We start from the raw sequence: 24,431 nt of genomic DNA, 5'->3' as shown, positions 1-24,431 counted from the left end.
ATGAAACAGGATGTAAGCGCCGTCGCGGGCCGGCAGCCTAATTCCGGCCCGCAGCGGCGCCGGTCAGTAGCCGACCTTATAGATCCGTCCGCTCTGAACGCCTTCTACGCTGCGGCGGTAGGCCTGAGCCACGCTGGCGGCGGGGACGCTGGTAAAACCGGGGAAGAAACCGTCGTAGGCTGCCGCCGATTCCGTTAATACGGTGGGGCTAATCAGGTTAATACGTATTCCGCGCGGCAGTTCGCAGGCGGCGGCGCGAACGAATCCTTCCAGCCCGGCGTTGACGGTGGTGGCATTGACGCCCTGAGCGATGGGCTCATGGGCGACGATCCCGCTAATCAGCGTAATAGAACCGCCGTCGTTCAGATAATGCTGGCCGGTCAGCGCCAGGCGAATCTGCCCCAATAGTTTATCCTGTAGGCCCTGGTTGAAATCGCCGTCGGTCATGGTCGCCAGCGGGCCAAAGAAGAGATTGCCGGTGGCGGAAACAATCGCGTCTACCCGACCGGTTTTCGCAAACAGGTTCTGCACGCTCTGCTGTGAGGTGATATCGACCTGATAGTCGCCCTGAGTGCGGCCGACCAGAATGACTTCATGACGCTGGTTTAATTCTTGCGCAACCGCGCGGCCAACGGTACCGCTGGCGCCAATAATGATGATTTTCATAGCAGGTTCCTCTCTCGGGTGAGAGGCTATTCTTTAATAAAACAAATATCGGATAAACTGGCTAAAAGTTAAATGATTACTAACCAGAGGTTTGTAATATGGATAAGCTACGGGCGATGGAGACCTTTATTGCGGTCGTGGAGTGCGGCAGCTTTACCGACGCCGCGGCGCGGCTCGAGATGTCGGCAGTGATGGTCGGGAAATATATCGCGCTGATCGAGCGGCAGCTTAATACCCGTCTTCTTGAGCGCAATACCCGCCGCCAGAGCCTGACCGACGCCGGGCGGGTCTATTTTGACGAGGTGAAACGCGTCCTGGAGCAGGTCTCCATCGCCGAAAGTTCAGTGGAGAGACTACGGGTCGCGCCCGCGGGCACGCTGCGGATAAGCGCGCCGACGTCGTTTGGCGCCTGCGTGATTGCCCCGCTGACCGCCACGTTTCTGCAGGCCTGGCCCGACGTGCGCGTGGAGCTGGATCTGACCAACCGGATGGTCGATCTGGTGGATGAGGGCATCGATCTGGCGATCCGCATCGGCGAGATCCGCAATAACGATCTGGTGGCAAAGTATCTCGCGTCCTACCGGATGACGATCTGCGCCGCGCCCGGGTATTTAGCCCGCCACGGTACGCCGACAACGCCTGCGGACCTGGCCGATCATCTCTGTTTGTCGCATACGGTGTGGACCGCGCGCAATGAGTGGAAGCTGCCGGGCGCGGAGGAGGGCGTACGCTGGAAGCGCGACGCTGTTCTGCGCTGTAATGATGGCTATGCGCTGCGAACGGCGGCGATCGCCGGCGCCGGGCTGCTGCTGCAGCCGGAAGTGCTGCTGGCGGATGCGCTCGAGTGCGGCAAACTGGTGCGCGTGCTCGAGGCGTATACCCCGCAGCCGAGGCCGATTCACCTGCTCTGGCGGCAGGATCTGCGGCCGCTGCCGAAGCTGACGCGCTTTGTTGAGCATCTTCTGCAGGGGCAGGGCCAGAACGGGCAGACTGCTTAATTCTCTGCCGGGCGGCGGGCCTGATGTGATGGGGGATCTTGTCGCCCGGCAAGGCGTTAGCCGCCGCCGGGCAATCTGCTTAGTCGCGCAGCGCGTGACGCCAGTCGGCGATCAGATCCTGCGGATCCTCAATGCCAACCGACAGCCGAATCAGCTGCGGAGTAATGCCGTTGGCTAAACGCTGCTCCAGCGGGATCGACGCGTGAGTCATGCTAAACGGCTGGCTCACCAGGCTTTCCACGCCGCCGAGGCTCTCCGCGAGGGTAAACAGCTTCAGCTTACGAATAATCCGCTCGGCGTAGCCATCGTCGCCTTTGACCACCACGGAGATCATTCCGCCGGGAAGCGCCATCTGCCTGCGCGCCAGCTGATGATGCGGATGCGAGGCCAGCCACGGGAACCAGACCCTTTCGACCTGCGGCTGCTGCTCCAGCCACTCGGCAAGCAGCAGCGCATTGCTGCTGTGGCGCTCCATACGCAGCGCCAGGGTACGAATACCGCGCAGCGTCAGGAAACTGCTGAACGGATCGAGCACGCCGCCAACCGCGTTTTGTAGATAGCCCAGCTTTTCCGCCAGCGCGGTGTTGTCGCCGACCACCGCCAGTCCGGCGACGACATCGGAGTGGCCGTTAAGGTACTTGGTCGCCGAATGCACCACGATATCAAAGCCCAGCTCAAGCGGACGATGGATGGCCGGCGAGGCGAAGGTGTTGTCGGTAACGCTGATAATATTGTGCCGCCGCGCAATGGCGGCGATGGCGCTGAGATCGGCCAGCTTAAGCAGCGGGTTGGTCGGCGTTTCAACCCAGATCATGCGCGTGTCGGGTTGAATAGCCGCTTCGATGGCCGCCAGATCGTCGGGCTTCACCCAGCTCACCCGCAGGCCGGCGCTGCGGCGGCGAACGTTTTCAATCAGCCGGTATGTGCCGCCGTAGACATCGTCGACGGCGACCAGGTGGCTGTCTTTATCCAGCAGCTCCAGCACGGTTGAGATGGCCGCAAGGCCGGAAGCAAAGGCGTAGCCGCGCGTGCCGCTTTCCAGGTCGGCAATCGCCGTCTCCAGCGCGTGACGGGTCGGGTTGCCGCTGCGCGAATATTCGTACCCGGTATGCTGGCCCGGCGCGGGCTGAGCAAAGGTGGAGGTGGCATAAATAGGCGGCATCACCGCGCCGTGTTCATCGGTAAATGTGCCGCTATGTACGCTCAGGGTATGCAAATTTGTCATTGAGAAGTCCTTACTGTTCGAGTCGGTTACGCCAGGTGGTCAGCACATCGCTGCGGGTAATGAGGCCAAGAAAACGATCGTTGTCGGCGATAACGGCCACCAGGCCGCGATCGAAAATGGCCTTCAGCGCGCTTTCCGGCGCGTGCTTATCCAGGGTCTCCACGTTACGGGTCATCGCTTCCCTGACCGGCAGAGAAAAGCGCTGACTGTCGCCCTGGACGTGGCTAATCAGATCCCATTCGTCGACGATGCCGACGACGCGGCCGTTTTCCAGCACCGGCAGCTGCGAGATGTCGTAGAGGCGCATACGCGCGAGGATGGCCGCCAGGGTATCGTCCGGCGCGGCGGTAACGGTTGCCCCTTCGTCGTGGCGCAGGGCGATGAAATCGCTGAGGTCGCCGCGCGAAGGGCGGCTTAAAAAGCCCTGCTGGCGCATCCAGTCATCGTTAAACATCTTTGATAAATATTTATTGCCGCTGTCGCAGGCGAAGGTCACCACGCGTTTAGGGGATGTCTGCGCCCGGCAGTAGCGCAGGGCGGCGGTGAGCAGCGTTCCGGTAGAGGAGCCTGCCAGAATGCCTTCAACCTGCAGCAGCTGGCGGGCGGTGGCGAAAGCTTCGCTATCGGTGACGCGGTATGCGCTGCGGACGCCTTCAAGATGGGCCAGCGGCGGAATAAAGTCTTCGCCGATCCCTTCCACCAGCCAGGAGCCGGTTTCGCCGTAGCGCCCGGTTTCGACCTGGTCCGCCAGAATGGAGCCCGCCGGATCGGCGAGGATAAATTCCGTTTCAGGGGAGTGCTCAGCAAACCAGGCCTGAAGCCCGCCGAGCGTTCCCCCGGAGCCGACGCCGACGACGATCGCGTCGATATCGCCATCCAGCTGCTGGAAGATTTCCGGGGCAGTGGTGGTGGCATGCGCCAGCGGGTTAGCCTCGTTATTAAACTGGTCGATATAAAAGGCGCCTGGCGTTTCGTCGGCAAGGCGCCGGGCGTAGTCCTGATAGTAGGCGGGATGGCCTTTGTTAACGTCCGATCGGGTAAGCTGCACCTGCGCTCCCAGCGCGCGCAGATGGAAAATCTTCTCGCGGCTCATTTTGTCCGGCACCACCAGAATCAGGCGATAATTTTTCTGCGCGGCGATCAGCGCCAGACCGAGGCCGGTATTGCCGGCGGTGGCTTCGATAATCGTGCCGCCGGGTTTTAATTTTCCTTCGCGCTCTGCCTGCGTAATCATGGATAGCGCGACGCGGTCTTTTATCGAGCCGCCGGGATTTTGATTTTCCAGTTTTAGAAACAGGCTGCAGGGGCCGGTATCAAGCTTATGGAGCTGCAGCAGGGGAGTATGACCAATCAGGTCGCTTACGGAATGAAAAACTGACATAACATTTTACCCATTCGTATCGAGATGATTTGAATGGTAGGGCTGCAAAATTGGCATTTTAAAGAACTTTTGTCTGCCGCTAAGAGCAAAAAGGAATATAAGATGCTTTTTAGCCGTCCGGAGGGAAAGGTTGTTAGCCGCCTGGGCGTGTCGATTTCCAGAAAATAGCGCTTTTGCCCGGTTTTTCACCGAATTATCCGTTTTTACGCGCTGCTTTATCTCTATTTCAGAAATGGATTGCCGAAAATAATCGATGGATCTCAGAGGCTATTTTAGGTGTTGGTGAAACTATCAACGCCGCGTATACCGGCGCGGTAGCCAACGACAGAAATTCAGATGAAGGAAATTAAAGCTAATAAAGTCGGCCTGCTCGCTTCAATAAATCGTCTATATCAGGAACCTCTTTCCGGAAATATCCTGACCTGGATGTCATTCAGCCGGGAAATTGTCTGGTACGATCCAGTTAACAGAACAGGAACATAATTTATACCTGAAGGACATATACATGTAATGATTCAGTCGTAACCAGTTACAAGGAAGCTACTATGAATAAAAACGACATGAGTCCTTTACCCACCAATACCCATGAGTGGTTTTTTAATCGTAACAGCATCATCATTTTGCTCGATATTGTTCTGTTTGTCGTTCTCTACAACACGCTACCCTATGAGCCCAAGGTGGTCATGGGGCTGAGTATGCTCGCTTTTATCGCCGTATTATGGTTAACGGAAGCGTTGCACGTGACCGTTACGGCAATAATGGTTCCCGTTATGGCCGTGCTGCTGGGGGTATTTAATACCCAGGCGGCGCTAAACAGTTTCGCTAACTCTACGATATTCCTTTTCCTCGGCGGCTTTGCTCTGGCGGCGGCGATGCATGTGCAGGGGCTGGATAAAGTCATTGCCGATAAGGTATTAGCGATGGCGAGGGGCAAAATGCGCCTCGCGGTCTTTATGCTATTTGGCGTGACGGCGCTGCTGTCAATGTGGATCAGTAATACGGCGACGGCCGCAATGATGATGCCGCTGGTATTGGGGATCCTGAGTAAAGTCGATGGCAAAAACCGCCATTCGACCTATGTGTTTGTGCTCCTCGGTATTGCCTATAGCGCCAGCATTGGCGGAATGGCGACCATCGTCGGCAGTCCACCGAATGCGATTGCCGCCGCCGAGGTGGGGCTCTCCTTCTTTGACTGGATGAAGTTCGGTTTCCCGGCAATGATCGTCTTACTGCCTGTCGCTATTGCGATTCTTTACCTCGTGTTCAGGCCGGAACTTAAGGGGACCTTCGAAACGAATAGTGAACAGGTCGATTGGGATAAAGGCAAAATAGTCACCCTGGCTATTTTTGGCCTTACCGTATTCTTCTGGATTTTCAGCGGACCTATTAACGATCTGCTGGGCGGTTTTAAATCCTTCGATACCATCGTGGCTTTAGGCGCCATTATATTAGTCAATTTCGCCCGGGTGGTTCACTGGAAGGATATAGAAAAAACGGCTGACTGGGGCGTGCTGTTATTATTCGGCGGTGGTATCTGTTTAAGTAATGTGTTGAAAGAGACGGGCACCAGTCTGTTCCTGGCAAACCAGATTAGCGGGATGGTGGCTCATATGGGGATATTTATTATTATCCTGGTGATTGCAACATTCGTGGTGTTTCTGACCGAGTTTGCCAGTAATACGGCCAGCGCCGCTTTGCTCATTCCCGTATTTGCCTCAGTGGCCGAAGCGTTCGGCATGTCGCCTGTGATTCTGTCGGTATTGATTGCCATTGCTGCTTCATGCGCTTTTATGCTGCCCGTGGCGACGCCGCCAAACGCTATCGTTTTCGCCACCGGCCATATCAAGCAGCAGGAGATGATGCGCGCCGGCCTGTTTTTGAATGTCGCTTGTATCGTCGTTTTGACCGGATTTAGCATGTTGTTTTGGGTATAACTTAAACGCAGCGCGGCGGTTATTGCTGGCCGCCGTGTCGGGGTGACTCTCTTTGAGCGACAGGCGGGGCGCGCTCTTGCCATCGGCGACATCGCCAGTATAAAGCGATGCCGGGCGTTAACGATTAAGCCAATGTTCTAGGGCAGCGTAAAGGTGACCGTTGCCCTGGCGCTCCAGGCGCCTGAGGCGTTCGAGCTTTGCGCTTTCCACTGCGCCGTCAACGACTGTGGCGTCTGCACGGGGTGGGTATAGGTGGCGCCCGAACAGACGTTGGCGTTGGTATTGTCGCGCATTATTCGAAAATCGATTTGCCCTGTTGTCGCGCATGTCCATGATTCAAGAACGTTAAAGTTCTGGGATGCGCCAAAATTGCGGGTTATATTGCCCTGCCCGGTTACGGTAAGCGGTTGTTCCATATAGGTTGTGCGCCAGGCGGAGATAGTCCCGGTGTTGAATACCGTGCTGGGGAGAATTTCCATCGCGGCAATGTTGCGAATATTAACGGTAATAGTATTGGTTATAGGAAGCGCCGGCGAGTAACTAATCGTCGGGGCATAGGCGGGTTTGTTGACCGTGGTTACCATCTCAAAAGCCTGGGCGACGACTCCCGCTGTGCTCAGAGTTAAGCTCGCACCTTGTGGTACGGAACAGTTAAAATAAACATAGGGTGGTGTTTTGGCGGTAAGCGTCGCCTTCAAGTCGGCGTCATAGGGAGAAGACGATATTTGATATGGTACGACCGTCTGGCGCGGATAGGTAATAGAAGTGGTATTCACGCTTGATATTGCTGACTTGCTCAATGTGGATGGTTGTTGATTAATTCCTAAATTAAAGTTCACATTGACGAATTCTCCGAAATTGGTTAATGAACTGATATTAACCAGATTACTATAAAATGATTTACAAGAGGCGCTTTTACCCATGTAGATCATGTAAGGCTCCATAAAGGAGAAGCATCCGCTTATGGTAAGCGACGTACCGCTGGCGGCTGCCGAGCATACCCCAGTTGCGTTAATTTTTGTTGCGGCGGTTGTGGCAATAGCGGCACTGCTCATTGTATGGGTATGCGGCCCCCAGTAAAACGGTCCTCCACGTTGAGCATAATTATTGCCGGTCCAGTAAACCCTTTCACCATTCGCGATTACCGACGCGCTGGCCGTAACGGTCTTTGGCGTTAGCGTGACGGTTATCGGATCCGTAGTATAAGCGCCGGTTACCGGATCAAACGATCCGCTATTGGCCTCAGGGGTGACCATCAGCGTCGCTGCGATGGCAACGAACATAAAAACAAACCACTTCATTCTGTTCTTCCTCGTAAGGACGGCTATTTACTTCGCCCAAGGGCGCAGAATTATTGACAGACGCTCGTCGCGTTCCAGAGACCGGACGCGCCAGCAGATTTATGGGCTATATAATCCGCCCGGCAGGCGGTTTCCTGCCCCTGGCCATTCCCCCATTTCACCTGCAGCGTCCCTTTTTGCGGTAAACCGCTCAGCAGCACTTCTCCGCCATCACCGATAATTGACGCGTTTTCTTCACTTTTAAGCAGTGACGCCATTGCGCCAAAGGGGACCGGTTTGCCGCCGGGCAGCGTTAATGTCATCAGGACACGGTGGCCAATGGCGGTTTTATACTCTGCCCTGACGATAGCCCCGCGGGTGGGAACAACTTTATTGGTCATATAGGTGATATCGGTATCGTCCCGCAGGGTCTTGCTATTCAGGCTAATATCATTGCGGCGATAGGGTGTCAGATAAGGAACAACCGCATAGCCCCGGCTATCCGTAGATATACCGGCGTAGTTATTGATGCCAATGCCTTCAGCGCCAGGAGCTTTAACTAACCCAATGGTTTCACCCAGCGATTGGGACAGCGTGATACCATTCTCATGAATCACTACCCCACCGGCTATGCCATACCCCAGCTGTTGACTGTCGCGACTGCGGCTGTAGGAACCATTTAACGTTCCGTAGCTTGCCTTCCAGCTGACGTTGCCCCCGACGACTTGTTGTTCGCTGCGCCCGGCGTGCGTCGCGTTTACCCCCCAGTCAAGACTGGCATCCTCAAAGGATGAACCATTCAGTCGCAGGTTGTGGCTGGTCCCGTTTCCACTCGCATGGGTTGTCCCGTATGAGGCGTATGTCCGGTTGAGGAATTTATCCAGCGGCACATTGATTTCAAAGGAGACCACATTATCCTGTTCGGCATGGCCATACAGTCCGGTATTCCGGTTCCAGGAGTAGTTCAGACTGATACCAATCGCGTTGAAATTTTTGTAATACCCCAGGTTCGCCGACAGGCTGTTACGTTCTTTCTGCCAGTAATCCTCGCTGATTAAGGATGCATTCAAGGCTCCAAAGTTATCGCCAAGATCCTGATTCAGTGACAGCTCAGCCCGGTTACGCCGGCGATCGGTGATATAAGAAGGAATGTTATTATCGCTGCGGTAGGTCCCCAGCGTTTCTTCCAGCGAGCGAAATCCGGAGGTGGAGTAGCGATAGCCGGCGATGGTAAAGTTCGTTCCCGTCTGCAGGAAATTTTTGCTATAGCGCACCCGGAGCGACTGGCCCTGTTGCCTGCCGGTATCGGTCGACATGGATCGGGAATGGATGGCGTCGGCGGAAAAGGCGCCCCAGCTACCGATATTCTTACCCACACCCAACGCATATGACTGATATTTATTGCCTGCGTTTTGCACGCCGCCGTAGAGCGTAAAGCCCCACGGAAGGCCGTAAATTCCGGTCCCCTGAACAAACAGGTTTTTTTCCGTGCGAGAATCGTAGGAGCGGAATTGACCGCCCGTTACGCTATAGCGAAACTTACCTTCACGCTGTAGAACAGGCAAAGATGCGTAGGGAATGCGCAAGTGCTGCTCGCTGCCGTCGGCTTCTTTGATGGTCACGTCAAGATCGCCTGCTCCCCCGGTGGAGGCCAGATCGGAGATCTCAAACGCCCCCGGCGCCACTTTGGTCTCATAGACCACGTAGCCGTTCTGACGGATGGTGACCAGGGCGTTGCTGCGGGCAACCCCTCGAATCACAGGCGCGTAGTTACGTACGCTGGAAGGCAGCATGTCGTCGTCCGAGGCCATCTGAAAACCACGAAACGGCACGCTATCGAAGACATCAGCCGGTGCTGAACTGTCGCCTAACGTCAGTTGGCTGCGCAAAGAGATAATATTCCGCTGAAGATAGCTATAGACGTTGTCCCATTTACTTCCACTCTGATTACTATGCTCAAAGGTGGTGTAGTTGCGCAGACGCCAGGGACCGATATTGAGACCGGGACGCAGGTTCAAATACGTGCTCTCATAAGTCTCTGCACCCTTAAATCGGCTCTGATAGCTATTCATGTTGTAATTGAGGAGGAGGGCTGGAATACCTTCATCCCAACGTTCAACGGGCACTTCATCCAGGCTGCGCGTATTCATTGCCGCATGAGGGATACTCAGATTCAGCTTTTGGCGGTTAAACTGAAAGTCGGCAAATGCATCCGGTATACCTGCAAGATTGGCGCATTCGCTATCATTGACGGCAAGTTCTGGAAATGAGGCGGTATCAATTCCCCATTGGCTAAGTTCTGCCAGGGTGACGCAGGGAGCCAGCTTTCCATCCTTGTTCTTTGAAAACATCACATCGCGGGCATCTGCGGTCACCATTTCGTTATTGACGTAGATATCTACACGGTAGTTTCCTGCTGGCTGCCCATTGACGACTTCAAATACCGAGAGGTCTGTCGTCGGCGCGCCATCCCCTTCGCGAACCTCAAGCAAAGCAGGGTTAAAAAACTCATCTGCAAACGATATGGCTGGAGCATTGAATAGCGCAGACATAATCAAGAGGCATGTGTATTTCATATTGAAATTGAACTGGCGCAAAATCCCATACCTATTAATCAGATGTGATCAGTAAAAATTAATATTTTGAGTGGAACTCTTTGCCACTCGTACCGTAATCATTAATTATTTTCCAGCTAACGGTGTTACCGACTGCTCCTGCGGGAATAGTAAATAGTCGTTCTGTTGCTGGTGCCACATAGGTCTGTTCTGGTAAGGTGGGTTTAAATATCTTTCCTCCCACCGTAATGACGCTGAAGTTCATATAAAACGGCGTTGGGTTAGCCACCTGGATCTGGTTACCGACTTTTTTCCAGATAAGTTTATCCCCGCTTTCTTCAGGTAAACCTTTCACAGCTGAAGGACGATAAATAAATTTCAGCCTTTTTTTGATCGCCAGCTGCAATGTATTAGCCTGTACCTCATTTTTTTTAACTGAAGGGATAGTCTTAATGTTTAGCCAGAATAATGACTCGCGGTCTTGCGCAAGGTTTGCACCTGTAAAGACCGCGCGCAAAGTATTGTCCTGGCCTGGCTCAAGACGAAATAATGGTGGGGTAATCATAAACGGGGCCTTAGCTTTGCTATTCTCCCCTTCGTCCACCCATGACTGAATAAGAACGGGAATGCCCTTGTTCGTATTGCTTACAGTAATCGATGCTTCTTTTTCATCGCCATGAAAAACCAGGCGAGTCCCGCCGACCGAAACCGCCGCATGACTATTTATTGAAAAAGTCAAACATGACGTCATTAAAGATAAAACAAGTAACGCTTTCATTAATACTCCGGTAGCGGAGGCGTTACCACCTCCGCTGTATGTCAAAAATTACATATACGAGATGTTTACCTGGGCTACGGCGTTAGCAACGCCTGCGGTGACAGAAGCCGCAGTACTGATGTAATTAGCCGTAAAGCGGAGCTGTTGGGTCGCGGCGCTAGTCAGCGCAATACCTGAATCGGTAGAGTTAATATCGATATTGGTGCCGTCAGCCTTTTTGATATTAATAGATACGCCGGTTGCGCCGCCGCCGGTCAGCGCCAGGTCGCCTGCCGCATCCGCTGCCCCTGAAAAGGTCACCAGTGCAGCTGTTGGGCCGCCTGAAACCGGGCAACCCGTTAAGTTGATGGCGAAAGGAACAGGAAGGGTCGTTGTTCCTACCGTCGGAAATTGAGCAACACCGTAGGTGCCTAGCGGAACGTTCACCGTACTGTCTGAAGTGTCTACACTGCAGGCTTCCTGAAGAATGGTTCCGCTGAAGTTAACGGTGGCATCTGCAGCCAGTGCCTGAGATGCAGACACAGATAACAGACCAAATGCAAACGCAACTGCTGATAATTTTTTCATACATCATTATCCTTAATATAAGCTACCGAAGTCATTCGGAGCATATTGCTATAAAGTTTCACAGAGCCATATCACATGAATGGCCTTGGGTAACAACATAACGATCCCGTTATTTCTATGCACCTGAAAACGTCTTATTAAGAATGTTTGATCGTTAATAATTTACGCCTGGAAAAATCCCTCTCCCGGTATATAAAAGTTGCAGCATGACTTTTTGCTGCTGGCTAAAAACGGCACAAAGCGTACTTATCAAAATGCTTAATAACATTACCTCTTCATTTATCTGGTTTTTTATTATCGAACCAAAGGGGGGGCGGTTGAGGGCGGGCTTTATTAAAGGTTATTGTCCTGGGTTTTATGTTGTGATTTTGTTTAAAAATTCCGCTTAATTTAAATAGATATTAACAAGGTGCCTTGTCTTGACTGTTTATTAATATTTCATAATACCTGTTGTTATTATTTTAATAGCGAGGGATGAAGTCGATAATGTTCTTTCTAATCAATCGGTTGTGATGTTCTGTTTTAGGGTTTTAAATGTATTTAAGAACCTTTAAGGTTTTTTAAGGGCATTTCATGTAGCAGCACGTGACAGTTTTTAGCATTAAATGAGATGATTTCCTTGAGAAAAGTGTATTTTACCTTCATGTCGCGGGTTTATCCCTGACACAGGAAAACCAGGATATTACGCTATGGCTTTTTTTATGATACGTCACGGGACGCGCGTTTTTGCCATGCACTCACAAATCGTGACCTGATTTTGGCTTTCAGTCATATAAAATTTAAAAGGATCAATGATGAGTAAGATTATAAGGCACGAAATTAATGAAAGCTGGGCAATATCCGGAGTGGTCGAATCCTGTGGTTTGGTCTTTGTGAGTTACTGTATTGGTAACATCGGGAAGCCCATCGAGGAACAGATAAATGGCGCTTTCGATAATTTGAGCGAAAGGCTTAACGCTATCGGCCTGACGCTGGAGTCAGTCGTAAAAATTGATGCTCTGTTTCGCGACGTATGGAATATCCCATTAATGGAAAAAGTCATGCGTCAGCGATTCAACGGCCATTATCCCGCCAGAAAATCAATTCAAACCGAGTTTGCCCATGCTGGCGGGGCCACAGGTATGCTCTTTCAGCTTGATGCGATTGCCTGTCGTTAATCGATGTCGCCTCTTCTGTAATTGACAGGGGCGCGCCGTTTCGCTGTTCAACCGGGAAGCCATTGCATCGACCTCCCGGCTTGCTGACCCGCTAAAATAAATCGCTATCACACGAATAGGCATTTTATTCGGATGAACTGATTTTAAACCATCGCTTTTTTTGCCGGGTCGTAAAAAACAAAAGCGATTTTGTTTTTGTCAGGATCGCGAACGTAGGCACTGTAAAAATCAGCGCCGTAGTGCGGACGAAAAGCCGGTGGGCCTTCATCTTCGCCACCATTCTCAATCGCTAATCTATAAAGTTCCTGGATCATTTCAACGGATACCGCATTCAATGCAACCATGACGCCATTACCTCGGGTGGCGGGGAGATTATCAAACGGCATTCCAACGCATAATCCGGTAGTATGATTATCTTTGAACGTTCCCCATGCGGCGCCTTTTTCGCTACGCCCATCGAGAGGATGGCCAAGCACGCGCATCAAAGGCGCATAAAATTTATAGGAAGCTTGAGGGTCATTGGTTCCCAGCATAATATAAGAAAACATAGCATCTCCTTTTTAAAAATAGAGCATAACATAGCTAAGATATAACGAATATTTACCGGGCGTGAATTCAGATATTACATGAAAAATTCCCGGATAAGGTTGGCGATAATGAATAAAGCAGAGATAAGGATCGTGCTTAACTTATGCTGTGCTGACGCTTCCCCTCAGCGTGGCAGGCTGGAATGATAAATATTTGTTATATCAAGTCGGAAGGGAACCACGGGCTCCCGTCAGTAAAAAACAATAGACTTAACGGGGATAAAAAGATCGACGCCCGGGCGCTAGGTTCTTTTGACGCTAAGGATAGCGTTGACCATTAGCGCTAACACGCCGACGGGACTGATAAAAAAAACCTTCGCTGGGCAATAACTGATTGTAGTTGCAGGGTTTATTCGTTTTAAACCCACTTTTTTAATCACGATGTTCCGTAAATTTTTAACCATGACCCGGCTAATACGTTTATGGGCGCGGATGTTTTTGGGGAAGTTCGACAGCCGAAAAGACTCAGCATTAAAAATTAAAGCGTCACATATGTTTTTTCAATCATATAATTAGCTATAATGCATGTAATTCCAGCTACACTGATCACCTCCTTACCCTTTTAACCTCTTTTAACACATCAGCCGCGAATAGCATATGTATTGGATCATAAACAAAAATATAGAATTTTGGCCTGAAAATAAGCGGTTAATCTCGTTGAAAAACCCGGCGCTGAGCGTCACATTGACGGCTCCGGCAAGCCACTGTCTTGTTCTTTTACTGGAAGCCTCACCGGAGCTGGTCAGCCAGCAGACTTTTTTTAAAAAAGTTTGGGAAGATGAAGGGATCCTGGTTCCTGCAAATACCTTGTATCAAAACATATCGATTGTCAGGCGCGGACTGCGCGATGTCGGAGAAACGGATAACTCATTAGTCGTGACGGTGCCGCGTAAAGGTTTTCATATCAATGCCAACGTTAACATTGAAAAACGTGAAAAAATATCTTTAGATTCAGAAGGTTCTGCTGATGAAGCTCTCGCGGTGCAGGATAGCGTTGCGGAAAAAAAAGCAACCACTGAATCTGTAGCTACCGTGCATACGGCTAATAAGAAAAACACCCGCTCAAAGGCTGTCACACTCTTGATTACGGCATTGAGTTTACTGGCGGGCTTTTTTTCTCTTCATTACCTCTGGCACTTTAATGATGAAAAACCCTTTTTTAGCAGCTATACATTAGTTGAAAGCGATCGCGGTTGCCATTTTTATACTATAGATGATAATCATGCCAGCATTGATAAATTTAATAGTTATAAGTCACTGATTTTCAAATCCGGACTGGACTGTAAGAAGTATCCCTTTGTTTATTTTTCCATGTCACAGATGTATCCCAGTTTTATAGTGTTTATTTGCAGGAAAAGTTACACCGCGAAGGCTTCTGCCGGATGTGTTACTCTCTCTTTTCGTGGAATTGCACATGAATAGGATAAAAATTGCGATTGGCTTTTTTATTTCTGGCGCTCTGGCAGGGGGGGGCTATAATTTTGTGAACGATAAAATACATCATAAGGAAGAGTGTACGGCATCGCTCGTGGTCTTCAAGGATAATACACAAACTAATCTGACGTTAAATTTCATGTATTCACTTGCTGAAGGTAAGGGTACCGTTGCGGTCAGCGGTAGCTATCTGGATGGTGGGAAACTGCAGGGCCATATCAGAAGAGACGTCATTTATGATATGGTCAAAAATCATGAAACTCACCATTTCCTTTCCAGAGAAATAAACCGATACGGTAACATTGACTCTGTATCGGATGAGTTTCTGGCTACCATTCTGCCAGACTTTTACGTTTATCCGGATGAAAAAATAAGCTATATTATCTCAAAGCAAAATGAGCATAGCTTTCTGATAAAAATTGGGTCACGACCGCTACTGTATTGTGCTAATTAACGGTACGGATGATGAGTCAGGCTTGCTTATCATCCACAATTATCTGGCATAATCGTCCTTTAAATGGTCTTTTATAATGAGTAAATCAGTTAGCTTCCCTGCGCCAATTTTTCGACAGGCCACATATCTGTAATTGCTGACGATCTTACTGGTGAGCGATAGAGATTCAGCGATAACATGCGTATCTTTACCTTCAAGGCTTTTGTTGAGAATGATTTTTTCAATTTTGCTTAAGCGCTGGTTTTTGGTCGGTTTACACTTAACCCGTCTGATCAGGCAGCGGAGCGCTTTCATTATTACTTCCGGTGGCGCTTTAGCATTTATCACGGTATCTGCATCACAGATGAGTGCATGCTGCGACGAACTCAGAATCAGTAATACTTTGCATCGCTGGTTTAACGAGGAAAGTTTGCTGGCGTTGCATTTGTTTTCTAAACTTAGATGCAGGATAACAATATCTTCATAGTTTAAACGATCGAGTTGCGGGTCGTCACACTGACAGCTTTTGATTTCCATCGCGTTATATTGTCCGACACAGATAATGCCATCTCGAAGATACTGGTTATTGCTGATGATGAAGATAGCCATGATAACTCCCGTAAGCATTTCACTCATGATGTGTCGTATTAAATGACTATATCTGATTGTTCAGAAATTCAAACTTATCTCGTCTTAAATTTCCTTATTTACTCATATTAAATGGTAAAACTTAAAGTAAACAAGGAGTTGTATGATTTTCTTGAGGTGTCTGATAAGATATAAATAACATTTAGAAAATTCCTTATTAAATAATAATCGTCTTTTAATGTGCTTGGAATAATCTTAACGTTGATTTGCGTCATTATATCGTGGTCGTGATTAGTGTTTTACTAATCTCATGCGTATTAATCATCTTATCTTTTTACGCAGCGTATAGCACTTGTCACCAGGTGCCATAAATAAATTCACTTGCGGGATGTGGTTTTATGAATGGGGTTATGGAACTTGAATTCTGGATGCGTGTTGCCATTGGTGAAGCTGAAGAGAGTTTGCGTGAGGGGAATAAAGGTTTTGGCGCCGTTATCACCAAGGATGGGGAGATGGTTGCGGCGGCGCATGACTATGAGGAAACAGAGGGCGACGCAACCTCACATGCTGAAATCAACGCGATTAAAATTGCCAGCCAAAAAATTGGCAAAAATTTAAACGGGTGCATACTGATATCCACCAGTGAGCCTTGTCCTATGTGCGCATTTGCCGTCGCCTGGTCCGGGATAAGCGAAATAGCTTTTGGTTTTTCTATTCAGGATGCACTTGCTCAAGGGCGGCGGCGGATTGCAGTTCAGTGCGTCGAGGCTTTTGATAAGGCGGGCACAGAGGTTATTGTTCATAAAGGTATTTTGCAGTGGGAATGCGCAATTCTCTATCGTGCTGACGTTCGCAGCGAAATTAATCATCTGCGCAACGCAACCGATGAGGACCTTAAGGCGCTGAACGCGGATTCCATTGCCCGCCGAACTGCATGGTTCTACCAAAATAAAGCCGAGTTCAATATTGGCGATAGCCATTTATTAGACACCGCACACCGCTTACTTATAACGCGATTCCACGCTGCAGAGGTTGAAATGCCCGTGGTGAACAGAACTGAGAAGCAAATTACTTTCCACTCTATGAATTTCTGTCCAACGCTTGAGGCATGCAGAATTCTGCGCCTCGATACCCGGCACGTTTGCAAACTCCTGAATGAAGAGTCCACCGATATGTTAGTGAAAAAGATAGATAGCCGACTTCGCTTCTCTCGAAATTATAATAACCTCAGACCATATTCCTCTTTCTGCGAAGAATCTATTTCTATTGAGGATTGAACGTGTGTTGCCATAAACGATGTGCCTGATTGTTCCGGGGCCGTTAACGGACTTTAGCTTTTTGAAAGCAAAGCTATCCGTTAACCATCGGCGATTCAACAGGGCAAAGCAGGCGATTAGCGGCGTAATGTTAAAACTCTTTAAGGAGAAGTCATGAAATTAATCGACTTGCACATGCATTCGGCATATAGCAACGATGCCGATTTCCCGGTCAGCGATCTGCTTACCATAGCTAAAGCGGCGAATCTTGCGGCCCTGGCGATAACCGATCACAACTCGGCGCGATCCGTTGAGGAGTCTATTCGCTATGGCAGAGCAAATAGCGTAAGCGTGATGACCGGGATTGAAATCGACTGCGCGTTTGCGGGCAATAATTATCATCTGCTGGGCTACGGTTTTCGTCGAGACAGCCGGGATTTTGACGCCGTCGAACACAACTTCCATCGTCTGGAAACTGCCGCGACGCCGCTAAAGCTGGAGAAACTGCGGGCGCTGGGGTTCCAGCTTGATGAAGATCGCCTGTATACCATAGCCGGCGATCGGGTCCCGCAGGAAGAGGAGATGGCAGAACTTATTTTAGAGGATGCGCGCAACCTGAATCATGATCTGCTACTGCCTTACCGCGCGGGGAATGCGCGCAGCGATATGCCGTTAATTAATTTTTTCTGGGACTTTTTTGGCCGAGGCAAACCCTGCCAGGTGACGGTGGAATTGCCGCCGATGGCGGAGATGGCGGCGCTGATAATCGACAACGGCGGCATTCCGGTCATTGCGCATATCGGCGCTAACGTGAAGGAAAAGCCGCTGGCGGTGATTGAACAGATGTTGCCGCTTGGCGTACGCGGCGTGGAAGTGTTCTCCAGCTATCATGATGAGGAGCTATGTCGCGAACTTTATCACTACACGCTGGATAAATCGCTGCTGGCGACCTGCGGCAGTGACTTTCATGGTAAAAACAAACCCAACATTAAGCCTGGCGACTGTAGACCATGGCGTGACGCGCTACCGAAAACCCTGGAAATCCTCGAGCAGGCTGATCTTTATTGACGCCTGAAATCTACCGGCTCTGGGCGAGTTATTAAATAACAAGGACAATTGATTATGCATAGAGGTATTATCGGGCAGGAAAAGAGGCACAGGAAGAGGTATCTGCTGTCAGTCAGAGAAAGAGATGGACCACTTTCGTTGTGCCTCTAAATAGAGAGTCACAAAATCGCGTATATTTTATGGGGGCGCATAGTATCGTTGAGAGCCACGTTTCACGGCAATGACTCTCTGCTTCGGATAAATTTAGCTACGGCTTGTAAGGCCTCATCCGCTTCAGGTATCTTTCCCACCGATGACTGAAATACATGCCAGAGCCCGTCCCATATCTCAAGCTCAACTTGCATCCCAGCCTTTTTAGCATATCGGGAGAGGCGTAATGCATCATCGCGCAATAACTCCTCGCTTCCCACCTGAATAAATACGGGAGGAAGTCCAGACAAATCACCAAACAGGGGAGAGACAAGAGGATCGCTTCGTTCACTGTCCGAACAGTAGTATTTCACGGTCATTATCAGGTCTTCTATGCAAAGCAGCGGATCAAGATCCTTACACAGCGTTATGCTCTTACCTGAAAGTGTGAAATCCAACATGGGTGATAGCAGAACAGACGAGTCCGGCAAAGGATCTTGATGCTGTTTTAACAAGAGTAAAAGCGACATGACCAGACCACCACCACTGGAGTCTCCCGCGAGGATAATGTCCTCTGCTGAATAACCATTAGCAAGCAGCCATAAATAGGCCTGATGACAATTTAATAAGGCCGCAGGAAATCGATTTTCTGGCGCCAGAGGATATTCCAGTACCAGAGTTCGGCAACCAGAATATTGTGCGAGATAGGCAGCGAGTTTTCTGTGAGTCAGACACGAACCCTGAGAATTTCCACCTCCGTGGAAATAGAGAATAATCCTGGTATTTATCGAATCGGGATATGAAATCCACTCCGCGGTCACCTCTGTATCGTTAACAGTTTCGATACATACACCCGCAGGTAGCGTTGCCTTTATGGCTGCAGACTCCCAGACCTGGCGCTGAATGGAGAGTGGAGTATGCAAAAGAAAATGAATATTCTCATCATGATTTTCAAACAGTTTCGCTTTATAATCTTTTGCTCCGTTACTCAGCATGTTCATTCCTTTTGCTGCTTACGCCAGAAATAATAATTGTCGGTAGTGCTTTTTTGCATTTTAATTGGCATTAATTTATTTACTCATTCATAAACAATCTGAGAAATACGCCACATTATAAGTTTATTAAAATTGTTCAGTTTTTTTTTATCTTTATCTACTAACTGACAAATAGCTTACTTTTTCAACGACGCTGGTGATAAGGGTTTTCCCGCAAAACAAGCGGACCTGCGATCGGGCAATTGATACGAGAGGGCGTGGGGCAGGCAAAATCCCTGGCAATGAATTTTTTCTGGCGGAGAGGGGAAGGGGACTTTGACGGGAAGCTAGTGCTAGTTCCCCAAAAGCAAAAACCCGCCTTTTGGGCGGGTTCTTTAAATAGTGGTGCCCGGACTCGGACTAACGCCGCAGGCGTTGAACAGCGCGCTTGTCGCGCTGGCCCCGAAGGGGTGAGCCGCCGTGCGGCGAATAATCGAACGCAGTTCGATTGAGAGTCCGGTCGCAGAAAAGCAAAAACCCGCCTTTTGGGCGGGTTCTTTAAATAGTGGTGCCCGGACTCGGAATCGAACCAAGGACACGGGGATTTTCAATCCCCTGCTCTACCGACTGAGCTATCCGGGCAACGGGGCGCATTAAACCTGATTCACCGCACCTCGTCAACGAAATTTATCTGTTTCGCAGCAGACTGAACAATCTATCACCACATTGCGTCAAAAGCACGCATCTTCAGGCGAAAAACGCCGTCCAGGCCACTGAAATCGGCATCGCCAGCACCAGGGCCGGCAGCATATTCACCACGGCGAACATTTTAATTCCGCAGATGCGCAGACCGGTCGCGACCAGCAGCATACCGCCGACGGCGGTGAAATCCGCCATCATCATCGGCGTGGTTAACGGCATAATTAGCGACGCGCAGGCCGCCAGCGCCAGCTGGATGGCCAGCATCGGTACGCAAATGGCCGAGACGGCCAGCCCCAGGGTGCAGGCGAAGATAGTGGCGGTAAAGAAGTCGAGAAACGCTTTGGCAATAAGAATGCTGGCGTCGCCGGTCATTCCTTCGCGCATCGCGCCGAAAATCCCGGTTCCGCTGGCGCAGAACAGCACGATTATCGCGACGTAGCTTTGAATATAGGACTCATGCGCTGAGACCTTTTTCTGCCCCTTTTTGGGCGAAAGCAGCTGCTGGAGCTTACTGACCAGCGTATTAATGCCTTTCTCCATGTTGCACACTTCGCCGAGCAGCGCGCCCACCAGCGTTGAAAGCACCATCACCGGCAGGTTGGCGCATTTGATCACCAGCAGAATGCCGATGCCCAGCGACGCGAGGCCAAAAATAGAGGTCATTGATGTACGAATCCGTTCCGGCAATCTTTGACTTAAGAGTGCGCCGAGTACGCCGCCCAAAAGGACCGCGCCGGCGTTAATAAATGGCCCTGTAACCACAGCATGACTCCTGTTAATTATCCCTAATGACTGCATTATTATGACGCTAAACGGGCCAAAAGGCTTGCGCATCCGTGGTATGGCTGCATACGTAATTCATCTTGCGCGGTAGATTTAAAGGTGACATGATTGCGCGAATTTTCTCCTCTCCTGAATGAGGCCGCCGTGATGACGACATCGCCGCTACATCGCCGTTGCCGCTGCGTACAGATGCGCAGGCAGCCTCGTCTTGCTACCCTTACACTGCAACTTCTGCCCACCATGCGGTGAGCGTAACGCAGGCTCACTGCAGGACAACAGTAAGATCGGACGCGGTCTGCTTTTACTGATGTCTGGCGGTCGGAGCTGGGATCCAGCCAGACCCTGACATTTCGTTGGCCAGAGCCCAGACGCCCTGGCCGAAGCCTTTTACTCTCCGGAAACGGGTATTCGCGCTCATGAAATCAATGCACATTGCCGCCAGCCGCGAGCTGGTATCCCGCCTGTCCACCCACCGTCGCGTGGTGGCCCTGGACAGTACAGATTTTACCGATGTGGCGGCAGTCGTCATTACCGTAGCGGACAGCCGCAGCGGCATCCTTGCGTTACTGAAACGCACCGGGTTCAACCTGCCGGTTTATCTGTTCAGTGACGCTGACCACGAAAAACCAGAAGGCGTGACGGCCATCGTTAGCGGCAAAGAGCAGGAGTGGCTCGAACTGGAAGCCGCCGCCTGCGGCTATGAAGAGAACCTGCTGCCGCCGTTCTTCGATACGCTGACCCAATACGTTGAGATGGATAACAGCACCTTCGCGTGCCCGGGCCATCAGCACGGCGCCTTCTTTAAGAAGCATCCGGCGGGACGGCAGTTTTTCGACTTCTTTGGTGAAAACGTCTTTCGCGCCGACATGTGCAACGCCGACGTTAAGCTTGGCGATCTGCTGATTCATGAAGGGTCTGCCAAACACGCGCAGAAGTTTGCGGCGAAGGTCTTCAACGCCGATAAAACCTACTTCGTCCTTAACGGCACCTCTGCGGCGAACAAAGTGGTGACCAACGCGCTGCTGACGCGCGGCGATCTGGTACTGTTTGACCGTAACAACCATAAATCCAATCATCATGGCGCGCTGATTCAGGCCGGCGCAACGCCGGTTTATCTCGAAGCGTCGCGCAATCCGTTCGGTTTTATTGGCGGTATCGACGATCGCTGCTTCGATGAGAAATACCTGCGCGAACTGATACGCGAGACGGCGCCGGAAAAAGCCGATGCGCCGCGCCCGTTCCGCCTGGCGGTGATTCAGCTCGGTACTTATGATGGGACGGTGTACAACGCCCGCCAGGTGGTCGATAAAATCGGCGGTCTGTGCGACTACATCCTGTTTGACTCGGCCTGGGTCGGCTACGAGCAGTTTATCCCGATGATGGCCGACTGTTCGCCGCTGCTGCTGGACCTGACGCCGGACGACCCGGGCATTTTTGTCACTCAGTCGGTGCACAAACAGCAGGCCGGTTTTTCGCAAACGTCGCAGATCCATAAAAAAGATAACCACCTGCGCGGACAGGAACGTTTTTGCCCGCATAAGCGGCTCAACAACGCCTTTATGCTGCACGCCTCGACCAGCCCGTTTTATCCGCTGTTCGCCGCTCTGGACGTGAATGCCAAAATTCACGAAGGAGAGAGCGGGCGCCGCCTGTGGGCGGAGTGCGTGGCGCTGGGTATCGAAGCGCGCAAGGCGATTATCGCCAACTGCAAAATGATCCAGCCGTTTATTCCACCGGTGGTGGCGGGGCGTCCGTGGCAGGATCACCCCACTGAAGCCATCGCCCGCGAACGGCGCTTCTTTAGCTTTGAGCCGGGCGCGCGCTGGCACGGCTTCGAAGGCTATGCCAGCGATCAGTATTTCGTTGACCCCTGTAAACTGCTGCTGACGACGCCGGGGATCGATGCGGAGAGCGGAAAATATACCGATTTTGGTATCCCGGCGACCATTCTGGCCCACTACCTGCGCGAAAACGGCATCGTGCCGGAGAAGTGCGATCTGAACTCCATTCTGTTCCTGCTGACGCCCGCAGAGAGCGCCGAGAAGCTGGCGCAGCTGGTGGCGATGCTCGCCCAGTTTGAGCAGCATATTGAATCCGACACCCCGCTGGCCGACGTTCTGCCGACCATCTTTAATAAATATCCGGTGCGCTATCGGGATTACACCATCCGCGAGCTGTGCCAGGAAATGCATAACCTGTACGTCAGCTTTGACGTGAAGGATTTGCAAAAAGAGATGTTCCGCAAGAGGAGCTTCCCGCGCGCGGTGATGAACCCGCAGGACGCCAACCGCGAGTTTATTCGCGGTAACGTTGAACTGGTGCGCTTAAGCGAAGCCGAAGGGCGCATTGCGGCGGAGGGCGCGCTGCCGTATCCACCGGGCGTGCTGTGCGTCGTGCCTGGCGAAATCTGGGGCGGGGCGGTGCTGCGCTATTTTCTGGCGCTGGAGGAAGGCGTCAATATGCTGCCGGGCTTCTCGCCGGAGCTCCAGGGGGTCTACAGCGAAACGGACCCTGACGGCATTAAGCGGCTATATGGCTATGTGCTGAAAGCATAAAAAACGCGCCCCGTTGATAACACCGGGGCGCGTTTTTTTATTCGTAAATCTGGGGTAAGCCGTTTATTTAATGTGCGACGGTCTGCGCCCCGGTTGGTACGCGGACGTGCTTGTACTTAAACAGCGCCACAAAGGCAAAAGCCAGAACCAGCGAATAGCCGGCGAAAATCAGCCACACGGTTTGCCAGTCGGTAATCCCTTCGAGGGTGAAGTGCTCCACCACTTTGCCGCTTACCATCCCGCCAAGTATGCAGCCGAAGCCGTTGGTCATCATCAGGAACATCCCCTGCGCGCTGGCGCGGATTTCCGGGCGAACCTCTTTTTCCACAAACACCGAACCCGAGATGTTGAAGAAGTCGAAGGCGCAGCCATAAACGATCATCGACAGCACCAGTAGCACGGTGCCGAACGGGGTCGGGTCGCCGTAAGCGAACAGGCCGAAGCGCAGCATCCACGCCACGATACTAATCAGCATCACGTTTTTGATGCCGTAGCGGCTGAGGAAGAACGGGATGGTCAGGATGAACAGGGTTTCCGAGATCTGCGAAATCGACATCATCACCGAGGCGTGCTGCACGATAAAGCTGCTGGCGAACAGCGGATCTTTATCAAAGCTGTGCAGGAAGGTGTTGCCGAACATATTGGTGATTTGCAGTTCGGCGCCCAGCATCATCGAGAAAATAAAGAAGATCGCCATACGTTTGTTTTTAAACAGCGCGAAGGCATCAAGGCCCAGCATGGCGGTCCAGCTCTGGTTTTTCTGCTGATTGGCCACCGGAATATGCGGCAGCGTCAGGGTGAAGAGCACCAGCAGCAAGGAGAGCGCCGCGCCGATATAGAGCTGCATATGGCTCAGTTCAAAGCCGGAGAAGCTGACGCCCCACATGGCGAGGATAAAACCAATGGTGCCCCAGATACGAATCGGCGGGAAATCGGTCACGATATCCATATCCGCAGACTGCAGGCGGTAGTACGAAATGGTGTTAATCAGCCCCAGCGTTGGCATATAGGCCAGCGAGTTGAGCAGGATGACGAGGAACATTTCCCCCGGCGTGGTGACCTGGGCGGCGAGCCACAGCGTCAGCGCGCCGACCAGATGGCAAATGGCATAAACCCACTTGGCGCTGATCCATTTATCGGCAACGATACCGAGCAGCGTCGGCATAAACACCGCGGCGATACCGAGTGAGCTATAGACCGCTCCGATGGCCGCACCGTCGAACTTGAGGGTGACGAACATATACGAGCCGAGCGTGGTCAGCCAGCTTCCCCAGAGGCAGAACTGCAGGAACGACAGTACTTTGAGCTGCAGCTTAAGATTCATGTTTTGATCCTCACGGATATAGAATTGTTTTGTGTTTTAAATAACATTTATGGCGTT

At 51.3% G+C, this 24,431-nt stretch carries 20 protein-coding genes and 1 tRNA gene; 8 read left to right on the top strand and 13 right to left on the bottom strand.

The genetic code is table 11. The features are described from left to right. Positions 1 to 63: 63 nt before the first annotated feature. Positions 64 to 666: a short chain dehydrogenase gene (locus tag ABLU67_RS09065; protein WP_047722909.1), complete on the bottom strand. Its 603-nt coding sequence runs from the start codon at positions 664 to 666 to the stop codon at positions 64 to 66. 98 nt (positions 667 to 764) lie between these two features. Here ABLU67_RS09065 and ABLU67_RS09060 point away from each other — a divergent pair, with 98 nt between their 5' ends. Further along, positions 765 to 1,664 carry a LysR family transcriptional regulator gene (locus ABLU67_RS09060; RefSeq protein WP_348852265.1) on the top strand — a complete coding sequence of 300 codons (900 nt, stop codon included), beginning with the start codon at positions 765 to 767 and terminating at the stop codon, positions 1,662 to 1,664. A gap of 79 nt (positions 1,665 to 1,743) precedes the next feature. Here the strand turns inward: ABLU67_RS09060 and ABLU67_RS09055 are convergent, their stop codons facing one another. Together ABLU67_RS09055 and ABLU67_RS09050 are read right to left on the bottom strand one after the other, a co-directional pair. Continuing rightward, complete coding sequence (locus ABLU67_RS09055; RefSeq protein WP_023330036.1) at positions 1,744 to 2,889, bottom strand: PLP-dependent aspartate aminotransferase family protein; 1,146 nt, start codon at positions 2,887 to 2,889, stop codon at positions 1,744 to 1,746. Positions 2,890 to 2,899: 10 nt separating this feature from the next. Continuing rightward, positions 2,900 to 4,270, bottom strand: a complete 1,371-nt coding sequence (locus ABLU67_RS09050; RefSeq protein WP_025105933.1) for a cystathionine beta-synthase — start codon at positions 4,268 to 4,270, stop codon at positions 2,900 to 2,902. 545 nt (positions 4,271 to 4,815) lie between these two features. Between ABLU67_RS09050 and ABLU67_RS09045 the strand changes: the two genes are divergently transcribed. Beyond that, on the top strand, positions 4,816 to 6,204 hold the full coding sequence (locus tag ABLU67_RS09045) for a DASS family sodium-coupled anion symporter (protein WP_064375105.1): 1,389 nt from the start codon (positions 4,816 to 4,818) through the stop codon (positions 6,202 to 6,204). A 137-nt stretch (positions 6,205 to 6,341) separates the two neighbouring features. On the opposite strand, the gene ABLU67_RS09040 is transcribed toward ABLU67_RS09045, so the two are convergent. From ABLU67_RS09040 to ABLU67_RS09025, 4 genes are read right to left on the bottom strand one after another with little or no spacing between them, the layout of a single operon-like run. Further along, complete coding sequence (locus ABLU67_RS09040; RefSeq protein WP_348852264.1) at positions 6,342 to 7,505, bottom strand: hypothetical protein; 1,164 nt, start codon at positions 7,503 to 7,505, stop codon at positions 6,342 to 6,344. 50 nt (positions 7,506 to 7,555) lie between these two features. Next, a complete protein-coding gene (locus tag ABLU67_RS09035; RefSeq protein ID WP_348852263.1) occupies positions 7,556 to 10,081 on the bottom strand; it encodes a fimbria/pilus outer membrane usher protein in 2,526 nt (841 codons plus the stop codon). Positions 10,082 to 10,118: 37 nt separating this feature from the next. Beyond that, entirely contained in the window at positions 10,119 to 10,817 is a 699-nt protein-coding gene (locus ABLU67_RS09030; RefSeq protein ID WP_348852262.1) for a molecular chaperone, read from the bottom strand. 48 nt (positions 10,818 to 10,865) lie between these two features. Continuing rightward, positions 10,866 to 11,384, bottom strand: coding sequence for a fimbrial protein (locus ABLU67_RS09025; protein WP_046877680.1), 519 nt, complete (start codon positions 11,382 to 11,384; stop codon positions 10,866 to 10,868). Between the two features lie 791 nt (positions 11,385 to 12,175). On the opposite strand from ABLU67_RS09025, the gene ABLU67_RS09020 reads away from it, so the two are divergent. Then, positions 12,176 to 12,541, top strand: a complete 366-nt coding sequence (locus ABLU67_RS09020; protein WP_224227548.1) for a RidA family protein — start codon at positions 12,176 to 12,178, stop codon at positions 12,539 to 12,541. Between the two features lie 143 nt (positions 12,542 to 12,684). Here the strand turns inward: ABLU67_RS09020 and ABLU67_RS09015 are convergent, their stop codons facing one another. Next, positions 12,685 to 13,089: a VOC family protein gene (locus ABLU67_RS09015; protein WP_004105765.1), complete on the bottom strand. Its 405-nt coding sequence runs from the start codon at positions 13,087 to 13,089 to the stop codon at positions 12,685 to 12,687. Between the two features lie 636 nt (positions 13,090 to 13,725). Between ABLU67_RS09015 and ABLU67_RS09010 the strand changes: the two genes are divergently transcribed. Then, on the top strand, positions 13,726 to 14,550 hold the full coding sequence (locus ABLU67_RS09010; protein WP_348852261.1) for a transcriptional regulator: 825 nt from the start codon (positions 13,726 to 13,728) through the stop codon (positions 14,548 to 14,550). After that, complete coding sequence (locus tag ABLU67_RS09005) at positions 14,543 to 15,016, top strand: hypothetical protein (protein WP_348852260.1); 474 nt, start codon at positions 14,543 to 14,545, stop codon at positions 15,014 to 15,016. The genes ABLU67_RS09010 and ABLU67_RS09005 overlap by 8 nt, the downstream gene beginning before the upstream one ends. Before the next feature lie 39 nt (positions 15,017 to 15,055). Here the strand turns inward: ABLU67_RS09005 and ABLU67_RS09000 are convergent, their stop codons facing one another. Further along, positions 15,056 to 15,604: a LuxR C-terminal-related transcriptional regulator gene (locus ABLU67_RS09000; RefSeq protein ID WP_004105759.1), complete on the bottom strand. Its 549-nt coding sequence runs from the start codon at positions 15,602 to 15,604 to the stop codon at positions 15,056 to 15,058. Between the two features lie 389 nt (positions 15,605 to 15,993). Between ABLU67_RS09000 and ABLU67_RS08995 the strand changes: the two genes are divergently transcribed. Beyond that, on the top strand, positions 15,994 to 16,860 hold the full coding sequence (locus tag ABLU67_RS08995; RefSeq protein ID WP_348852259.1) for a nucleoside deaminase: 867 nt from the start codon (positions 15,994 to 15,996) through the stop codon (positions 16,858 to 16,860). Between the two features lie 153 nt (positions 16,861 to 17,013). Next, positions 17,014 to 17,907: a PHP domain-containing protein gene (locus tag ABLU67_RS08990; protein ID WP_348852258.1), complete on the top strand. Its 894-nt coding sequence runs from the start codon at positions 17,014 to 17,016 to the stop codon at positions 17,905 to 17,907. A gap of 212 nt (positions 17,908 to 18,119) precedes the next feature. Here the strand turns inward: ABLU67_RS08990 and ABLU67_RS08985 are convergent, their stop codons facing one another. The 3 genes from ABLU67_RS08985 to ABLU67_RS08975 all read right to left on the bottom strand — a co-directional run bounded on the left by ABLU67_RS08985 (position 18,120) and on the right by ABLU67_RS08975 (position 20,474). After that, on the bottom strand, positions 18,120 to 19,031 hold the full coding sequence (locus ABLU67_RS08985) for an alpha/beta hydrolase (protein ID WP_348852257.1): 912 nt from the start codon (positions 19,029 to 19,031) through the stop codon (positions 18,120 to 18,122). A gap of 545 nt (positions 19,032 to 19,576) precedes the next feature. Continuing rightward, positions 19,577 to 19,652, bottom strand: a tRNA-Phe gene (locus ABLU67_RS08980). A gap of 105 nt (positions 19,653 to 19,757) precedes the next feature. Next, positions 19,758 to 20,474 carry a DUF554 domain-containing protein gene (locus ABLU67_RS08975; protein ID WP_004135818.1) on the bottom strand — a complete coding sequence of 239 codons (717 nt, stop codon included), beginning with the start codon at positions 20,472 to 20,474 and terminating at the stop codon, positions 19,758 to 19,760. 437 nt (positions 20,475 to 20,911) lie between these two features. On the opposite strand from ABLU67_RS08975, the gene ABLU67_RS08970 reads away from it, so the two are divergent. After that, entirely contained in the window at positions 20,912 to 23,050 is a 2,139-nt protein-coding gene (locus tag ABLU67_RS08970; RefSeq protein WP_014226846.1) for an ornithine decarboxylase, read from the top strand. A 67-nt stretch (positions 23,051 to 23,117) separates the two neighbouring features. On the opposite strand, the gene ABLU67_RS08965 is transcribed toward ABLU67_RS08970, so the two are convergent. Continuing rightward, positions 23,118 to 24,374 (bottom strand): nucleoside permease, encoded by a 1,257-nt coding sequence (locus ABLU67_RS08965; protein ID WP_049101233.1) that lies wholly within the window; start codon positions 24,372 to 24,374, stop codon positions 23,118 to 23,120. Between the last annotated feature and the right edge of the window lie 57 nt (positions 24,375 to 24,431).

The organism is Klebsiella sp. GN_Kp190 (assembly GCF_040061795.1).
Lineage (GTDB): Bacteria > Pseudomonadota > Gammaproteobacteria > Enterobacterales > Enterobacteriaceae > Klebsiella > Klebsiella michiganensis.
Note: the sequence above shows the minus strand (reverse complement) of the source record. Positions and strands in the feature narration are given on the sequence as shown.

What these genes read in the sequence shown, in the direction of transcription:
- ABLU67_RS09065 (WP_047722909.1), bottom strand. Translation starts at nt 666, where the DNA reads ATGAAAATCATCATTATTGGCGCCAGCGGTACCGTTGGCCGCGCGGTT.
- ABLU67_RS09060 (WP_348852265.1), top strand. Translation starts at nt 765, where the DNA reads ATGGATAAGCTACGGGCGATGGAGACCTTTATTGCGGTCGTGGAGTGC.
- ABLU67_RS09055 (WP_023330036.1), bottom strand. Translation starts at nt 2,889, where the DNA reads ATGACAAATTTGCATACCCTGAGCGTACATAGCGGCACATTTACCGAT.
- ABLU67_RS09050 (WP_025105933.1), bottom strand. Translation starts at nt 4,270, where the DNA reads ATGTCAGTTTTTCATTCCGTAAGCGACCTGATTGGTCATACTCCCCTG.
- ABLU67_RS09045 (WP_064375105.1), top strand. Translation starts at nt 4,816, where the DNA reads ATGAATAAAAACGACATGAGTCCTTTACCCACCAATACCCATGAGTGG.
- ABLU67_RS09040 (WP_348852264.1), bottom strand. Translation starts at nt 7,505, where the DNA reads ATGAAGTGGTTTGTTTTTATGTTCGTTGCCATCGCAGCGACGCTGATG.
- ABLU67_RS09030 (WP_348852262.1), bottom strand. Translation starts at nt 10,817, where the DNA reads ATGAAAGCGTTACTTGTTTTATCTTTAATGACGTCATGTTTGACTTTT.
- ABLU67_RS09025 (WP_046877680.1), bottom strand. Translation starts at nt 11,384, where the DNA reads ATGAAAAAATTATCAGCAGTTGCGTTTGCATTTGGTCTGTTATCTGTG.
- ABLU67_RS09020 (WP_224227548.1), top strand. Translation starts at nt 12,176, where the DNA reads ATGATGAGTAAGATTATAAGGCACGAAATTAATGAAAGCTGGGCAATA.
- ABLU67_RS09015 (WP_004105765.1), bottom strand. Translation starts at nt 13,089, where the DNA reads ATGTTTTCTTATATTATGCTGGGAACCAATGACCCTCAAGCTTCCTAT.
- ABLU67_RS09010 (WP_348852261.1), top strand. Translation starts at nt 13,726, where the DNA reads ATGTATTGGATCATAAACAAAAATATAGAATTTTGGCCTGAAAATAAG.
- ABLU67_RS09005 (WP_348852260.1), top strand. Translation starts at nt 14,543, where the DNA reads ATGAATAGGATAAAAATTGCGATTGGCTTTTTTATTTCTGGCGCTCTG.
- ABLU67_RS09000 (WP_004105759.1), bottom strand. Translation starts at nt 15,604, where the DNA reads ATGGCTATCTTCATCATCAGCAATAACCAGTATCTTCGAGATGGCATT.
- ABLU67_RS08995 (WP_348852259.1), top strand. Translation starts at nt 15,994, where the DNA reads ATGGAACTTGAATTCTGGATGCGTGTTGCCATTGGTGAAGCTGAAGAG.
- ABLU67_RS08990 (WP_348852258.1), top strand. Translation starts at nt 17,014, where the DNA reads ATGAAATTAATCGACTTGCACATGCATTCGGCATATAGCAACGATGCC.
- ABLU67_RS08985 (WP_348852257.1), bottom strand. Translation starts at nt 19,031, where the DNA reads ATGCTGAGTAACGGAGCAAAAGATTATAAAGCGAAACTGTTTGAAAAT.
- ABLU67_RS08970 (WP_014226846.1), top strand. Translation starts at nt 20,912, where the DNA reads ATGAAATCAATGCACATTGCCGCCAGCCGCGAGCTGGTATCCCGCCTG.
- ABLU67_RS08965 (WP_049101233.1), bottom strand. Translation starts at nt 24,374, where the DNA reads ATGAATCTTAAGCTGCAGCTCAAAGTACTGTCGTTCCTGCAGTTCTGC.